This is a genomic window from Actinomadura sp. WAC 06369 (assembly GCF_003947565.1).
In the GTDB taxonomy this organism is placed as follows: domain Bacteria; phylum Actinomycetota; class Actinomycetes; order Streptosporangiales; family Streptosporangiaceae; genus Spirillospora; species Spirillospora rifamycini.
Genome location: NZ_QHJN01000001.1, coordinates 53,000 through 68,401 on the forward strand (window position 1 = coordinate 53,000; position 15,402 = coordinate 68,401).

Below are 15,402 nucleotides of genomic sequence, written 5' to 3' on the forward strand. Positions count from 1 at the left end.
GCTCCCGACGATCTCGACGTGGTACGTTCTGCAACGAAAATCGTTTTCATTGTCGAAAGGGTGGCATGTCCTCGACCGCTCTTTCCGTGGCCCCGGCGCGGACCGGGGCCCGCGAACGGATCGCCTCACGGACCGGGCTGATGGCGCTGTGCGGCGTCCTGGCCCTGGTCCTGGCGGCGTCGATCGTGGTCGCCGTCGGGCTCGGCGCCGCGGTGATCGGGCCCCTGGACACGGCGCGCTACCTGTGGGCGGCCCTCACCGGCGGGACGATCGAGGCCGAAGAGGCGGCGGCCTACCAGATCGTCTGGAGGATCCGGACGCCGCGCGTCCTGCTTGCGGCGCTCGTGGGGGCGGGCCTGAGCGCGGTCGGCGTCGCGATCCAGGCGATCGTCCGCAACGCGCTCGCCGACCCGTACGTGCTCGGCGTCTCGTCCGGAGCGTCCGTGGGCGCGGTGAGCGTCGGCGTCACGGGCGGCCTCGCCGGGCTCGGCGTGTACGCGGTGTCGGCCGGTGCGTTCGCCGGCGCCGCGGCGGCCGCGCTGCTGGTCTACCTCGCCGCGCTCGGCCGGGGCGGGCTCTCGCCGCTGCGGCTCGTCCTGACGGGCGTGGCGATGTCCCTCGGGTTCCAGGCGCTGATGAGCGTGATCGTCTACTTCGCCCCGGACGGCGAGGCCAGCAGCATGATCCTGTACTGGACGATGGGCGGCTTCGGCGCCGCGTCCTGGGGCTCCCTGCCGGTGGTGGCCGCGGTGGTCCTGCCGACCGTGTTCGTCCTCCACCGGTACGGGCGCGTGCTGGACGCGCTGGCGCTCGGCGACGAGACCGCCGCGAGCCTCGGCGTCGGCCCCGACCGGCACCGCCGGGTCCTCCTGCTGCTCGTCTCCCTGGCCACGGGCGCGATGGTCGCGGTGAGCGGCGCCATCGGGTTCGTGGGGCTGGTCATGCCGCACCTGGTGCGGATGGTCGTCGGCGCCGTCCACGCCCGCGTCCTCGCCGTGGCCCCGCTGACGGGCGCGATCTTCATGGTGTGGGTCGACCTGGCGTCGCGGACGGCGGCGGCCCCCCGCGAACTGCCGCTGGGCGCCATCACCGCGCTGGTCGGGGTGCCGGTGTTCATCGGCCTGCTGCGCCGCCGGGCCTACGCGTTCGGAGGGCGCTGATGGATCTCGTGCTGACCGGGCTGACGGTCGTGACCGACGGCCGGAGCCTGGTGGACGACCTGTCGCTGGACGTCCCGAGCGGGCGCGTCGTGGGTCTCGTCGGCCCCAACGGAAGCGGCAAGTCGACCGCGCTCCGCTGCGTCTACCGCGCCCTGCGGCCCACCCGCGGCACCGTCTTCCTCGGCCGGGACGACCTGGCGGGCCTGCCGCCGCGGCGGAGCGCCCGGATCGTCGCGGCGATGACCCAGGACGGCGCGGTCGAACTCGACTACACCGTCGAAGAGGTCGTCGCCCTGGGACGCGTTCCGCACGGGCGCGGCAACGCTCCCCTCACGCGCCGGGAGCGGGAGCTGTGCGAGAGGGCGATGGACCGCCTCGGCATCGCCCATCTCGCCCGGCGCGGGATCCTCGGCCTGTCCGGCGGCGAACGGCAGCGCGTCCTGCTGGCGCGGGCGCTGGTCCAGGAGCCGCGGATCCTCGTGCTGGACGAGCCGACCAACCACCTCGACGTACGGCACCAGATCGAACTGCTGGCGCTGCTGAAGGACGTCGGGCTCACCGTGCTCGTCGTCCTGCACGACCTCAATCTCGCCGCCGCGGTCTGCGACCGGATCGGCGTCCTGTCGCGGGGACGGCTCGTCAGGGCCGGAACGCCCTGGAACGTTCTCACCCCCGAAACGGTCGCCGACGTCTTCGGCGTCGAGGTCACCGTCGTCCCGCACCCGCTGTCGGGCTCCCCGCAACTCCTGTACTCCCTCCCTGTCGAAAGGTCCCGGCCATGAAACGAGCAATCGCGACCGCGATCGGTGCCGTGCTGGTCCTCGGCGCCTGCGGCGCCGAAGTGGAATCGGACGCCGCCGCCGAGAAGCGGAAGGTGAAAAGGTGCGGGGAGACGGTCGAGTACGCGGTTCCGAAGAGGGCGGTCGCCTACGAGGGCGGCAGTGCCGACAAGCTCTTCAGCCTGGGGCTCACCGAGCACGTCCGCGGCTACGTCATGCCGCCCGCCAACCCTCCGGTCGGCGAGTCCCCCTGGGCCGCCGAGTACGCGAAGGTCGAGATGCTGAGCGACGACCTGCTGAACAAGGAGATCGTCGTCCAGGCCGAGGCGGACTTCGTCGTGGCCGGATGGAACTCGGGGTTCAGCCCGCAGCGCGGCATCACGCCGGAGATCCTCGACGGGCTCGGGATCCAGAGCTTCATGCACGCCGAGAGCTGCTTCAACTACCCGGGGCACCCCGAGCGGCTCGCGCCCTTCGACGCGCTGTACACCGACCTGGAGCGGCTCGGCCGGATCTTCCGCGTCGAGGACAGGGCGGCCGAGCTCGTCGCCGGCCTGAAGCGGCGGGCCGAGGCGGTGCGGGCGGCCGCGCCCGAGGGCGACCCGGTACCGGTGTTCCTCTACGACTCCGGCACCGACCGGCCGCTCACCGCGGGCGGCCAGGTGCCGCCCAACGACATCATCGAGACCGCGGGCGGGCGCAACATCTTCGACGGCCTCCGGCAGCGCTGGACGCAGGTGGGCTGGGAGGCGGTCGCGGAGGCCCGGCCGGAGGTCGTCATGGTCCTGGACTACGGCGACCGGCCCGCCGCCGAGAAGATCGAGTTCCTCCGGAACTCGCCGCACACCCGCGACCTGCCCGCGATCGAGAAGGACAACATCTTCATCCTCGACTACAACGAGGGCATCAGCGGACCGCGCAACATCGACGGCCTGGAGAAGTTCGGGAAGTACCTGCGGTCGCTCGACCGATGACCCCGCCGCCCGCACCCCGGACGGCACGCGCGTCCGGGGGCGCCGGCGGGCCGGACGACCGGGCGGTCACGCCGTCATGTGGTGCGCCAGCGCGAGGTGCGGGTCGGGGCCGTCCGCCGCCGGGGCCGGGTCGGCGTGCACGAGAGCCGCGGACAGCTTGGGGACGGCGTGCAGCAGGGCGTGTTCGGCGTCGACGGCGATGTCGTGGGCCTGCCGGACGGTGAGGTCTGCGTCGACGACGACGGCGACCTCGGCCCGCAGCCGGTGGCCGATCCACCGCATGCGCAGCTCGCCGACCTCCCGCACGCCCCGCACCCGCCGCAGCGACTCCTCGGCGCGGTCGAGGAGGGCGGGGTCGACGGCGTCCATGATCCGGCGGAACACCTCGCCCGCGGCGTCCCGCAGCACCAGCAGGATCGCCGCGGTGATCAGCAGGCCGACGACCGGGTCGGCGTACCGCCAGCCGAGGGCGGCGCCGGCGGCGCCGAGCAGCACGGCCAGCGAGGTGAACCCGTCGGTCCGGGCGTGCAGCCCGTCGGCGACCAGGGCCGCCGACCCGATCCGGCGGCCGACGCGGATCCGGTAGCGGGCCACCCACTCGTTGCCGAGGAACCCGACGACGGCGGCCGCGGCCACGGCGCCGACGTGGTCGACGTCGCGGGGGTCGAGCAGGCGGTCCACGGCCGTCCACCCGGCGAACGCGGCGGAGGCGGCGATCGTCAGCACGATGACGATGCCCGCCAGGTCCTCCGCGCGTCCGTACCCGTAGGTGAACCCGCGGGACGCCGCGCGCCGCCCGAGGACGAACGCCACGCCGAGCGGCACGGCGGTCAGGGCGTCCGCGGCGTTGTGCACGGTGTCGCCCAGCAGCGCGACCGAACCGGACACCGCGACGATCCCCGCCTGCGCGACCGCCGTCACGCCCAGCACGGCCAGCGAGATCCACAGAGCGCGGATGCCCCGCGCCGACGACTCCAGCGCCGTGTCGACCTTGTCGGACGAGTCATGGGAGTGCGGCGCCCTCCGATGCCGCCACCGGGCGGGACGTCCGCCCGCACCGCGGTCGTGCCGGTGCGCGCGGACGCCGTGCGGGTGCGCCTCGTGTGCGTGCGGACGCCGGTGCTCGTGATGCTCGCTCATCTGCATGCCTCCAAGGAGGGACGACGCACGACCGCGGCGAGGCGCCGGGTGGACACGGGCCTCCCCTCACCTCATTATGTGCATATGAGCGCACGCATGCATCTATCACCTGCATCCGAGCCGCACCTGCACAAACCGGGCGAGGAGCAGTTCGCCCTCGCCGCCGAGCTGCTGGCCCTCCTCGGCGACCGCACGCGCCTCGTCCTGCTGCACCGCCTGGCCGCCGGCGAGGCCGACGTGTCCACGCTGACCGAGGTCTGCGGCGCCGCGCGTCCCGCCGTCAGCCAGCACCTGGCCCGCCTGCGGCTGGCCGGCCTGGTCACCACCCGCAAGGAAGGCCGCCGGGTCGTCTACGCCCTCCGCGACGGCCACCTGCGCCGGCTGGTCGACGAAGCGCTCAGCGTGGCCGACCACCGCCTCACCGACAGGCCCGCACACGAGTGAGCACGCGTGAACGCCGCCCCGGCGGCGCTCCCGTCCCCGCCGGTCAGGGCCGTGCGTAGCGCCGGTACATGATTCCCGATGCGAACGAACGGTGCTCGACCAGGCGCAGCCGCAGTTTCTTCTCCACGGGCAGATACGGCTTGCCGCCCCCGACGATCACCGGCAGGGCGTACACCCAGAACTCGTCGACCAGGTCCAGCAGCGACGCGGCCAGTTCGGCGCCGCCGAGCTGGAGCGTGCCGTCGATCTCCCGCTTGAGGCGCGCCACCTCGGACACGGCGTCCGCGCGGCGGACGAGCGTGACCCCGTCGGGGACGGTCCGGAGGGTGTCGGAGAAGACGTACCGCGGCGTCTCCTTGTAGAGCCGGGCGAACTCCCGCTCGACGGCCGGGGCGCCCTCCTTGCCGAGGTCCTGCGTCCAGGGCTTCTCCATGGCCTCGAACAGCCGCCGCCCGAACAGGAACGCCGAGATGCGGCGGACATTGTCGTTCGCCGCCTCCTGGAAGTCCTCGGACGGCTCCAGGAAGTCCATCCCGCCGTCGCGGTCCTCGATGTAGCCGTCGATCGAGGTGTTCATCCAGTAGATGACCTTGCCCACGAACTCCTCCTCCGGTCCTAGGGGTCGCCCGGAGTCGAGACCCGACGCGGCACCGGAATTCATCGCGGGCCGAGCGACAGAATGTGGGACCGGGCCGATCCCCCGACCGCACCCGTGACCACGCCGGTCAGCGGCTCAGGGCGTTCTCCTGCCGCACATGCGACAGCTTCTCGGGGTTGCGCACGTGGTAGGCGCCGGTGACGTATCCGCTGTCGACCCGGACCGCCACCACGCCGTCGATCTCCCCGTCGACCCGCACCAGCAGGCCCGGCCCTCCGTTGACCTGCACCGGTTCGACCGACCTTGCGGCGTCGCGCTTCCACCAGCCGGCGGCCAGGAGGCGGGCCACGTTGTCCGCGCCCACGACGGGCCGCAGCAGCGCGTGCTTGATGCCGCCGCCGTCGCTCAGCGCGACGACGTCCGGCGCGAGGATGTCGAGCAGGCGCCGCAGGTCGCCGGTTTCGACCGCCCGCTGGAACGCCCGGAGCGCCGCCCGGGTCTCGGCCGGGGAGACCGGGCCGCGGGGCCGCCGCGCGGCGACGTGCGCCCGCGCCCGGTAAGCGAGCTGGCGGACCGCGGCCGGGCTCTTGCCGACGGCTTCGGCGATCTCGCCGTAGTCCACGCCGAACACCTCGCGGAGCACGAACACCGCCCGTTCGGTCGGCGCGAGGGTTTCCAGCACCAGCAGCATCGCCATCGACACGCTGTCGGCGAGCACGACGTCCTCGGCCACGTCCGACGCGGTCAGCAGCGGCTCGGGCAACCAGGGGCCGACGTAGGACTCCTTGCGCCGGGCGAGCGCCCGCAGGCGGTCCAGGGCCAGCCGGGTGACGATCCGCACCAGGTAGGCGCGCCGCTCCCGCACGGCGGCCAGGTCGACGTCCACCCAGCGCAGCCACGTCTCCTGCAGGACGTCCTCGGCGTCGGCGGCCGACCCGAGCATCTCGTACGCGACGGTGAACAGCAGGTTGCGGTGGGCGACGAACACGTCGGTGGCGGAGTCCATCGACGCCGCCCGGTCGGGACGATCGAGCGGCTCGGCCGTGCCCGTGGTTCGTCCGCTGCGTTCACTCATACCCGGCTCCCGCCTGCTGGTTCCAAGCCCTGATCCACCCACTGGACGCCGGTCCCCGCCGTTTTGTCACACCCGTGGCCGGGTGGCGTAGGTCACTTGTCCCGGCCGTTACGGGTGCCGGGGCGCCGACGTCTCGTGCCCGTCGGGCAGCACCTCCGAAAGGGAGCAGACATGGTGCCGACAAGGCCACCGCCGGTTTCGTGGCCGCCAAGAGAGCGCACGAGGAATTCCTCCTCGACGGCCCGCTCCCCGTCCGCATCCTGCGGGCCGCGCAGTTCCACGAGTTCGTCGGTCGGCTCCTGGAGTGGCGGGAGGGCGATACCGCCTACATCCCCGACCTGCCCACTCAGCTCGTCGCCTGCCGCACCGTGGCCGAGGCGCTGGTCGACCTGGCGTCCGCCCCCGACGCACCCGCCCCGGGGGCACCGATCGCCGAGGTCGCCGGCCCCCGCACGGAGACCCTGGCCGGGGCGGCCCGGCTCCTCGGCGCCCGCCGCGGAATCGAGGTCGTCGCCGTCGACGGCTCCGGCATGCCCGATGCCGAGACGGCGGCCGAGGGCGGGTTCCTGCCCGGCCCGCACGCCGCGCTCGCCGGCCCCACCTCCCAGGAATGGCTCGACACCCGCCCCTGATCGGGAGCGGGCCCGCCGGGCGTGTGTCCGCGATCAACCGGGGCCAATACTCTCGGTGAGGAACGCTCCGCCCGGCGCTACCCGGAAGCCCTGAGGAACGGCATGCAAGGTGAACACGGAGTCCCGGCCGAGGAGCCTCTCGACGGGGACGGGGTGACGCCCGGCATCGTCCGCGTCGCCGACACCGTCCGCCGTCCGGTGAGGCCCTTCACCGGGACGATCCACGCCTACCTCTCGCACCTTCACAGGGCCGGGTTCTCGGACGCCCCCGAGCCGCTGGGAATCGACGAGCAGGGGCGCGAGGTGCTGTCCTTCGTGCCGGGCGACGTCCCGCGAGAGCCGCTCCCGCCCTGGGCGACGGGCGAGCGCGTCCTGGCCGCGCTGGCCCGTCTCGTCCGGCGGCTGCACGACGCCGCGCAGGGCTGGGCGCCGCCCGAGGACGCCGTCTGGGCGACGCTGCCCGGGACGCGGCACATCCCGCTCGTCGACGCCGGCGCCGAACTGGTCGGCCACCGCGACTACTGCCCCGGCAACGTGGTGTTCCGCGACGGGCTCCCCGCGGCTCTCATCGACTTCGACCTCGCCCGGCCGACCACCCGGGTCTATGACATCGCCAACGCGCTCTACTGGTGGGCACCGCTGCTGCACCCCGAGGACCGGCCCCCGGGCCTCACGGACGCGGACATCCCCCGCCGCGTGGCCGTGTTCGCCGACGCCTACGGGATGTCGGAGCGGCAGCGTCGCGACCTGGTCCCGCTGGCCGGGCGCATGGTGCACCGCTTCCACCTGACCAGCCGTGCGGCCGCCGAGGCCGACCCGGTGTTCCGGCGCTTCTGGCACCGAGGCGTCAAGGACCGGATGCCGCGGGCCGAAGCGTGGCTCGCCCGGGAAGGACCCGCGATCACGGCCCGGCTGCTGCCGGGACCTGGATGAACGGGCCGCCCGTCGTGGATCACCAGGGGACGGGGCCGTCGTCGTCGAAGAACCCGCCGCGCGGTCCGTCGTCCGGCAGGGTGGCGAGGCGGATCGCGATCGCCGCGCCCTGCTCGGGCGTCCTGGGCGCGTCGAAGCCGGTGAAGTCGGTCGCCACGTAGCCGGGGCAGGCGGCGTTCACGATGATGCGCGTGCCGGCGAACCGGCGGGCGTACTGGGCCGTGATGCTGTTGAGCATCGACTTCGACGGCGCGTACGCGGCCATGACCGGACCGGTCCGCAGCGTCAGCGAACCCATGTTGCTCGACATGTTGACGATGCGCGGCGAGTCGGAGCGGGCGAGCAGCGGGAGCATCGCGTTCGTCACCCGGACGACCCCGAACACGTTGGTGTCGAGGACGGTGCGGACGACGTCGAGGTCGAGCGTCGTCGGGTCCTGCGCGCCGCCGTCCGTGCGGCCGGCGATGCCCGCGTTGTTGACGAGCACGTCGAGCCGTCCCGCCGTCCGCTCGACGGCCGCCGCCGCGGCGGCCGCGCTGCCGTCGGACGTGACGTCCAGCTCGACCCCGAACGCGTCGACGCCGTCGGCGCGCAGGCGCTCGACGGCCTCCGCGCGCCGGGCGCCGTCGCGGGCGCCCACCGCCACCGTGAAGCCGACCGCTCCGAGGCCGCGCGCGATGGCGAAGCCGATTCCCTTGTTCGCGCCGGTGACCAGCGCGGTCCTGGTGTCGTTCACACGAGCCATCCTCGGCGGGCCGCCCGGCCGCCGTCCAAGATCGATTCGGTGGGCTGTGATACCCGCCGGGTATCAGGCGGGTAGGCTCGGTCCGTGCACGATCTCGAGACCCGCGAACTCCGCTACTTCGTCGCCGTCGCCGAGGAGCTGCACTTCGGACGCGCCGCCGACCGGCTCGGGATCGCGCAGCCGCCGCTCTCCCGCGCGATCCGTCGGCTGGAGCAGCGGCTCGGCGTCCGGCTCTTCGACCGGAACCGCCGGGGAGCGGCGCTCACCGACGCCGGCGAGGTGCTGCTCCGCGAGGCGAGGGCGGTGCTCGACGCGGTCGGCGCCGCCGCACGCCGGACGCGGCGGGCCGCGGACCCGAGCCGGCCGCTGGTGCTGGCGACGAAGGCGGGGGCGTCCCACGCGCTGCTGCAACGGCTCCTCGACGCGGTCGCCGCCGACCCCGGCGCGGCGCCGGTCGAGGTCCTGCTCTGCGAGGTCGGCGAGCAGGCGGGGCTGCTGCGGGACGGGCGGGCCGACGCGGCGCTCATGCACCGCCCGTACGACGACCTCGCCGGGTTCGACACCGAGGACCTCTGCGTCGAAGGCCAGGTCGCGATCCTCCCTGCGGCGCACCCGCTCGCGGCCCGCGAACGGCTCGCGCTGGCGGACGTCCAGAACGTCCCGGGCCTGCCGATCGCCCGCTGGCCCCGGCTCGACGGGACCTACCCGGACGGGCCCGGACCGGAGGTGCGCACGCAGTCGCAGCTCGCCCAGCTCGTCGCGCTCGGCAGGACGCTGCTCGTCATCCCCGCCTCCAGTCGGGCCTGGCAGTGGCCCGAACACGTCGCGGTGCCGGTCGTCGACGCGCCGCGGGTCACCACGGTGATCGCGTGGCCGCCGAGCAGCCGCTCCCGGGCGGTCGCGTCACTCGTCCGCTCGGCGGCCGGCCTCCGCGGAGAGCCGTAGGGGCACACCGGTCAGTGCTCGCCGGGGCGGAAGCGGGTCCGGTAGGCGGCCGGGCCGAGGGCGAAGAAGCGCCGGAAACGGCGGCTGGCGTAGTTCGGGTCGTGCCAGCCCACCAGCCTCCCGATCGCCGCGACGGGCAGGTCTGTCTCGATGAGCAGCGCCGCGGCGCGTTCGGCGCGCAGCCTGCCCAGGAAGGTCATGGGCGGGACGCCCAGGTGCGCGGTGAACAGGCGGGCCAGGTAGGGCGGCGACACGTTCACCGCGCTCGCCAGTTCGTCCAGGGTCCAGGCGTGCTGGACGTCGTCCTCCAGCAGCCGCGCCGCGGCCGGCACCGCCGGATGCGCCCGCCTGGCGGGGGCGGCGGGAAGGGACGGCGCCATGCCGCCCAGCAGGCAGAGCAGCGCTCCCACCCGCACGGCGTGATCGGTCGTCGGCGGGGGCCGGTCGCTGATCGCCGCCAGGGCCGCCTCGACGGCGTTCAGCATGGCGGGGTCGAGCCGGAGCGCGTGCCCGGCGCCGTGCAGGGCCGGGCCGAGCCGCGGGTCGGCGCGCAGCCAGGCCAGTTCCCGCCGGAACACCTCGGGCCCGACGTACAGGTTGTGGACGGTCAGCCTGCGGCAGTCCCGGTAGCCGTGCCAGTCCCCCGGCCGCAGCATCGTCACCGAGCCGCGGTCCAACTCCCGCTCGCCGGCGGACGAGAGATGCGTCGCGGTTCCGCCGGTCACCACGGCCAGCTCGATGAAGTCGTGGCTGTGGGCGGAGGTCCCGCTGCTCAGCTCGTACCGCTCGGCGATGATGGGCGGCCCGTCCGGCGGGAAGACCTCCGCTCGCCGTACGCGGTGCACGGAAGCTCCCTTCACGAGGTTCTCGTCAAGATTGTGCTACAGGTGCCTGGCTCGTGTGCTAGCCGGGCCGGCGGTCCGAAGGCGATCGTTGCCGCAAGAGAATCCTCTACGAGGCGAGGAAGACGAGCATGAACGCTGGAACCGCACGTCCCCGAACGACGCCGGAGAACCTTTCCGAGGAGGCCGTCTCCGCTTACCGCCGTGATGGTTTCGTCCACCTGCCCGGGGTGCTCTCCCGGGCCGACGCCGACAGGTTCGCCGAGGCCGCGCTGGCGGTGCGGCACACCGTCCGCGACAACCACGAGGGGAAGATCTTCACGCAGCTGCTCCAGCTGTGGCGTCAGGACGCGACACTGCGCGAGCTCACCCTGCACCCGGATCTGGCGGCCGTCGCGACCCGGCTGGCTGGGGTCCCGCTGCGGTTGTGGCACGACCAGCTCCTGATCAAGGACCCGCACAACGGAGCCGCCACCGAGTTCCACCAGGACCAGCCGTACTGGCCCCACGCCGGTTCCCGCCACGCGCTCTCGGCCTGGGTGGCGCTGGTGGACGTCCCGGTCGAGCGCGGCTGCATGACGTTCATCCCCGGTTCGCAGCGCCTGGACGGGCTCCGGCCGCAAGATCTGTCCGACCGCGCCGACATGTTCGCCGTCGCGCCCGAGCTGGCGTGGGAGCGCCGCGTCACCGTCCCGCTGCGGGCGGGCGACTGCACCTTCCACGACTCCCGGCTCGCGCACAGCGCCACGCCCAACCTCACCGACGATCCCCGCATCGCCCACGTCGTCATCTACGCGGACGCCGACCTGACCCTCGCGGCCGGACCCGCGCACCCCGTCACCGACCCGCTCGGCCTGAGCGCGGGAGACCCGCTGCCCGACGAGCACTTCCCGCGCTTCGCGGACCACCGGCCCTGACCGGCCGCACGCCGGCACCCGGATCTCTCCGGGCCGCCGGCGGTGCGATGATCGGAGGGACGACTCGGAGGGGGCCGGGATGCGGGTGGTCTCGGAGGACGATCTCGCCGCCGTGCTGGGCGGGGTGCCCGGCGTCCCGCGCGTGGTGGCCAGCGGCAACTTCGCGACGCCGTGGCGGGCGCTGGCCGCGGTCGACGCGGCCCTCGCGGAGTACCGGCTGTTCATGCTCAACGCCCAGCCGGGCGTCCCCGACCGCGACGGCGTGGTCCTGGAGACGCCGTTCGTGGGCGCCGGGATGCGCGGGCGCCCCGGCCTCCGCTACTTCCCCTCCCGGCTCTCGCTCGTGCCGAACCTGCTCAAGGGCGCCCTGCCGCCCGACGTCGTGCTCGTCCAGACGTTCGGGCCGGTGGACGGGACGGTCTCGCTGGGCATCGAGGTGAACGTCCTGCCCGCCGCGATCGAGGCCGTGCGGGCCCGCGGCGGCCTGGTCGTCGCCCAGGTCAACGCCCGGATGCCGTACACCTACGGCGACGCGGTGATGCCGCTGGACGAGATCGACTTCGCGATCGAGTGCGACGAGCCGCTCGCCGCGCCCGCGCCGCGCCCGCCCGGCGACGCCTCCCTGGAGATCGGCGCCCGGGTGGCCGCGCTCGTCCCCGAGCACGCCACGCTCCAGCTGGGCATCGGCGGCGTTCCCGACGCCGTCCTCGCGGCGCTCCACCGGCGGCGCGGGCTCGCGATCTGGTCGGAGATGTTCAGCGACGGGGTCCTCGACCTGGAGCGGGCCGGCGCCCTCGACCCCGCCGCGCCGATCACGGCCTCGTTCGCGTTCGGCGGGCAGGAGCTCTACGACTGGGCCGACCGCAACGAGCGCATCCGGATGCTGCGCACGGAGAAGACCAACGACCCCGGGCTCATCGCCCGGCGGCCCCGGCTGGTCTCCGTGAACTCCGCCCTCCAGGTCGACCTGTTCGCCCAGGCCAACGCGGGCCGGGTGCGGGGCGCCGTCTACTCCGGATTCGGTGGCCAGACCGACTTCGTGGTCGGCGCGCTGCACTCCCCCGGCGGCCGCGCCGTCATCGCCCTGCCGTCCTGGCATCCCCGCGCCGACGTCTCCACCGTCGTCCCGCGGCTGTCCGGGCCGGTCACGTCCTTCCAGCACAGCTACATCGTCAGCGAGCAGGGCACCGCCACCGTCTGGGGCAACGACGCCGCGGCCCAGGCGCAGCAGATCGTCGACAACGTCGCCCACCCCGACGCCCGCGACGAGCTGCGCCGCGAGGGCCGCCTCCTCGGCTTCCCGCTCCGCTGACCGGGGGACCCGTCGACCGGAGGCCGATCGGACGGCCCGGTGGGGACCTTTGTCCCTGACCTCCTCCGGCGGGAGCTGCGAGGCTCGAAGAGTGACGACGACGCGGTCGTCCGCGTACCGAACGCGGTCACCCGCGATGCCGACGACTAAGGACTGATACATGCGACCGAACCGAGCGGCCGAGGAGACGCGCCACGAAGTGGCCGCCACCGTGGAGGCCGTCTCGTCCGCGTCGACGCTGATGCGCGTGACCGGGCACCTCGACCTGGCCACCGCCCGGCACTTCGCCGCGGCCCTGGCCGAGGTGATCACCACGCGCCGGCCGAACGTGGTGATCGACGCGTCCGGACTGGGCTTCTGCGACTCGGCCGGGCTGGCGGCCCTCCAAATGGCCGGGGCGCTGGCCGAAACATGCGGCGGCACCGTCACCGTGACCCGGCCCCGTCCGGGCGTGGCCCGGCTTCTGCGCATCACCGGGCTCGACTCCCGGTTCCTGCGCGCCGCACCGGCCGCCTGAGACGCCGATACCGATCCGCGAAGCGATGACGGCGCCCTCGCCGACATGGTGAGGCGAGCGGGACGTCTGCTCGCCCGTGCCCTCCTTCCGGCTGTGCGCGGAAACCGCTCCGGTGCGGGCGTCGTCTCAGGACTCGGCGGCGTCCCGCAGGACGGCCAGGTCGCGGAGCAGCTCGGACGCCGTGACCTCGTCGAGGTCGCCGAGCCGGGCTTCGCCTCCGAACACCGACCCGAACCGGTCGTCCGATACGAAGACGTGCACGAGCGTGTGCTCGTCGAACGCGTGCGTCTCGGCCGCGACGAAGCCGGGGTCGAGGTGGAGCAGCGCGTACCGGTCGCCGGGCAGGGGGCGCAGGAAGGCGTGCTCGATGCCCGCGTCCTGCGGGTCGCCGCGCTCCCACCCCCGGTTCGTCAGGCCGAGGATCACCCGCGTCGGGACGGTCAGGCCCTCGAACCGCTCGAGCCGGAAGCCCTTCGCCTCCGCGTCGGTGAGGCGGTGGACGTCCCGGGCGAGCTGCGGGAACGGCTGCAGGATCTCGTAGTCGGCGAAGACCTGGCTCCAGACCGCGGCCTCGCCGCCCAGGTCGAGGGGGTGCGCGATGCCGATCCGGGCGCCGCCGGGCAGGACGAACGCGTCGTCGGCGGCGTCCGCGAGGGTGCGGTCCTCGGCGAGCCGGAACGTGCGCGCGTCCCCGTCGGTGACGGCGAGCCAGACCAGCCGGCGGGCGAGGTGCCGCGTCAGCGGATGCCGGACGAACTGGTCGGTGAACTCGTCCGCGCTCCACCGGCGCCGGTCGACCATGGCGCGTTCGAGCCGGTGGACCAGGTCGGACGCGACGGTGCGGGCGTCCTTCCTCAACCGCGAGAACCGCTGGTAGGCGGCGGGCGCGAGCTCGGGATCGTCCTTCGCTCCCGGCTTGGGGAGGGACTTGCGGAGCTTGCCCGCCTGGTCGGTGACCTGCGGCTTGAGCGTCTCGTCGAAGACGATCGCGAACGCGCGGGGCCCGTAGTCGAGGGTGAGGGCGCCGTCCTCGTCCAGGTCGAGCGTGGGAACGAGCCGGTCGGCCAGCTGGTCGGCGGTGAGCCCGCGCTGCTCGGCGATCCGGTCGATCCGCTCCCGGGCCTGCGCCTTCAGCCCCTTGTACCGGACCCGCTGCGCGATCTGGTTGAGGCAGGTCAGCGCGGTGTCGGTGCCGATGGCGGCGAGCACGTCCAGGCCGATGACGGCGCGGGCGTGCCCGCCCTCGCCCGGCCACTTGCGCAGGAGCGGGGTGAGGTCGCGCGCGGCGTCGTCGTCGCCGAGCAGGCCGAGCTGGACGAACGCCCAGTTCGTCCGCGCCGGCATCCCGTTCGCCAGCCACGCCTGGAACACCGCCCGGGAGAACGCGGCCAGCGACGCCGGATCGCAGGTCTCGCGGACGACCCGCAGCCCCGGGTACGGCGCGTCGAGCGGCGACAGGGCCAGGATCGTGAGCACATGCGCGACCGAGCCGTCCGGCAGGCGGGCGCTCCGGTCGCGCAGCAGGACGGGCGGGAGCGCGGCGGCGTCGAGCCAGTCGGGCGTCTCGGGCACGGTCGGCGGGACCACGTCGAGGGGGTCGGTGGCCACGAACCCCTCCAGCGCGGCGGCGGCCCGGTCGCCGTACTCGCGAGCGGCGGCCAGCACCGCCTCCGCGCCGTGGACGGCGGCGACGTGCCGCAGCGCGGCCTCGGCCGCCTGCCGGGCCGGGCCCGCCGCGCCGAGCGCGGCGGGCACCAGCAGCCGCGCGGCGCCCGTGCCGTGCCATTCCAGCCATGTGGCCGCGACCTTGCGCATTGACTTGGTCCGGACGAACCAGTCCGCCATGAGCGCGGCGACCTCGGCGCTGAGGAACGGCAGGAGGAACTCGCCGTAGGAGCGGGCGTTGCCCCGGGCGCCCGGCAGCAGGTGCGGGTGGACCCGCGTCCCGAACCGGGCCACCGTCCGCTTGATCGCGTTGCCGACCCGGTGCGTGTCGGTGGTCTCCCACCGGGCGAGCAGCGGCTCCGCCACCTCCAGGGGAGCCTGCGCGAACACCAGGGGAAGGACGATCCCGCTGGTGCGCCAGTCGCCCGGAAGCCAGATGTCGTCCCAGTCCGGCTTGACACCGTACAAACCGGCCCACTCCTTGATGTCGGCCTCGGCCCAGGCCGCGTGCGCGCCGTCCGGCCAGTGGATCGCGACCTCGTCGGGGGCCGTCAGGCCCGGGACGGTGACGGGTGCGGAGATCTCGGACGCGCGGGTCCAGGCGGGCGCGACGAGCACGCGGGGCAGGGAGTCGGCGGCTTCGGGGAGGTTCGGGAAATTCATGATCGAACAGACGGACCCCGCTCTCCGCCGGTTCCACGCGAACGCGTCCCGCATCGGCGCC

16 protein-coding genes are annotated in these 15,402 nt (G+C 74.0%); 10 read left to right on the forward strand and 6 right to left on the reverse strand.

Annotation, left to right across the window (positions count from 1 at the left end; translation table 11 throughout):
• The first annotated feature begins 140 nt into the window (after window positions 1–140).
• The 3 genes from DMH08_RS00235 to DMH08_RS00245 are packed head-to-tail and all read left to right on the forward strand — an operon-like array spanning window position 141 to window position 2,913.
• Window positions 141–1,160 carry a FecCD family ABC transporter permease gene (locus DMH08_RS00235; protein WP_125611053.1) on the forward strand — a complete coding sequence of 340 codons (1,020 nt, stop codon included), beginning with the start codon at window positions 141–143 and terminating at the stop codon, window positions 1,158–1,160.
• Window positions 1,160–1,942 (forward strand): ABC transporter ATP-binding protein, encoded by a 783-nt coding sequence (locus tag DMH08_RS00240; RefSeq protein WP_026401438.1) that lies wholly within the window; start codon window positions 1,160–1,162, stop codon window positions 1,940–1,942. Before DMH08_RS00235 ends, DMH08_RS00240 begins: the two co-directional genes overlap by 1 nt.
• A complete protein-coding gene (locus DMH08_RS00245; RefSeq protein ID WP_125610760.1) occupies window positions 1,939–2,913 on the forward strand; it encodes an ABC transporter substrate-binding protein in 975 nt (324 codons plus the stop codon). Before DMH08_RS00240 ends, DMH08_RS00245 begins: the two co-directional genes overlap by 4 nt.
• A 66-nt stretch (window positions 2,914–2,979) precedes the next feature.
• On the opposite strand, the gene DMH08_RS00250 is transcribed toward DMH08_RS00245, so the two are convergent.
• Window positions 2,980–4,053: a cation diffusion facilitator family transporter gene (locus DMH08_RS00250; protein WP_125610762.1), complete on the reverse strand. Its 1,074-nt coding sequence runs from the start codon at window positions 4,051–4,053 to the stop codon at window positions 2,980–2,982.
• A gap of 84 nt (window positions 4,054–4,137) precedes the next feature.
• Between DMH08_RS00250 and DMH08_RS00255 the strand changes: the two genes are divergently transcribed.
• A complete protein-coding gene (locus tag DMH08_RS00255; RefSeq protein ID WP_034517008.1) occupies window positions 4,138–4,497 on the forward strand; it encodes an ArsR/SmtB family transcription factor in 360 nt (119 codons plus the stop codon).
• A 43-nt stretch (window positions 4,498–4,540) separates the two neighbouring features.
• Here the strand turns inward: DMH08_RS00255 and DMH08_RS00260 are convergent, their stop codons facing one another.
• Window positions 4,541–5,095: a dihydrofolate reductase family protein gene (locus DMH08_RS00260; RefSeq protein WP_125610764.1), complete on the reverse strand. Its 555-nt coding sequence runs from the start codon at window positions 5,093–5,095 to the stop codon at window positions 4,541–4,543.
• 127 nt (window positions 5,096–5,222) lie between these two features.
• Complete coding sequence (locus tag DMH08_RS00265) at window positions 5,223–6,170, reverse strand: RNA polymerase sigma-70 factor (RefSeq protein WP_125610766.1); 948 nt, start codon at window positions 6,168–6,170, stop codon at window positions 5,223–5,225.
• A gap of 200 nt (window positions 6,171–6,370) precedes the next feature.
• Between DMH08_RS00265 and DMH08_RS00270 the strand changes: the two genes are divergently transcribed.
• Window positions 6,371–6,802 carry a hypothetical protein gene (locus DMH08_RS00270; protein WP_199747530.1) on the forward strand — a complete coding sequence of 144 codons (432 nt, stop codon included), beginning with the start codon at window positions 6,371–6,373 and terminating at the stop codon, window positions 6,800–6,802.
• A gap of 102 nt (window positions 6,803–6,904) precedes the next feature.
• Entirely contained in the window at window positions 6,905–7,735 is an 831-nt protein-coding gene (locus DMH08_RS00275; RefSeq protein WP_125610768.1) for a phosphotransferase enzyme family protein, read from the forward strand.
• A gap of 19 nt (window positions 7,736–7,754) precedes the next feature.
• Here the strand turns inward: DMH08_RS00275 and DMH08_RS00280 are convergent, their stop codons facing one another.
• Complete coding sequence (locus DMH08_RS00280) at window positions 7,755–8,480, reverse strand: SDR family oxidoreductase (protein ID WP_125610770.1); 726 nt, start codon at window positions 8,478–8,480, stop codon at window positions 7,755–7,757.
• Window positions 8,481–8,564: 84 nt separating this feature from the next.
• On the opposite strand from DMH08_RS00280, the gene DMH08_RS00285 reads away from it, so the two are divergent.
• On the forward strand, window positions 8,565–9,425 hold the full coding sequence (locus DMH08_RS00285) for a LysR family transcriptional regulator (RefSeq protein ID WP_125610772.1): 861 nt from the start codon (window positions 8,565–8,567) through the stop codon (window positions 9,423–9,425).
• A gap of 11 nt (window positions 9,426–9,436) precedes the next feature.
• Here DMH08_RS00285 and DMH08_RS00290 read toward each other — a convergent pair whose 3' ends face one another.
• Complete coding sequence (locus DMH08_RS00290) at window positions 9,437–10,270, reverse strand: helix-turn-helix transcriptional regulator (protein WP_158642219.1); 834 nt, start codon at window positions 10,268–10,270, stop codon at window positions 9,437–9,439.
• Between the two features lie 128 nt (window positions 10,271–10,398).
• Between DMH08_RS00290 and DMH08_RS00295 the strand changes: the two genes are divergently transcribed.
• From DMH08_RS00295 to DMH08_RS00305, 3 genes are all read left to right on the forward strand, one after another.
• Entirely contained in the window at window positions 10,399–11,184 is a 786-nt protein-coding gene (locus DMH08_RS00295; RefSeq protein WP_026401429.1) for a phytanoyl-CoA dioxygenase family protein, read from the forward strand.
• Window positions 11,185–11,263: 79 nt separating this feature from the next.
• Entirely contained in the window at window positions 11,264–12,496 is a 1,233-nt protein-coding gene (locus DMH08_RS00300; protein ID WP_125610776.1) for an acetyl-CoA hydrolase/transferase family protein, read from the forward strand.
• A 160-nt stretch (window positions 12,497–12,656) separates the two neighbouring features.
• The gene (locus DMH08_RS00305; protein WP_125610778.1) at window positions 12,657–13,013 is read left to right on the forward strand and encodes an STAS domain-containing protein; all 357 of its coding nucleotides are present in this window, start codon (window positions 12,657–12,659) and stop codon (window positions 13,011–13,013) included.
• A 126-nt stretch (window positions 13,014–13,139) separates the two neighbouring features.
• Here the strand turns inward: DMH08_RS00305 and DMH08_RS00310 are convergent, their stop codons facing one another.
• Window positions 13,140–15,341 (reverse strand): DUF4132 domain-containing protein, encoded by a 2,202-nt coding sequence (locus DMH08_RS00310; protein WP_158642220.1) that lies wholly within the window; start codon window positions 15,339–15,341, stop codon window positions 13,140–13,142.
• Window positions 15,342–15,402: the final 61 nt, after the last annotated feature.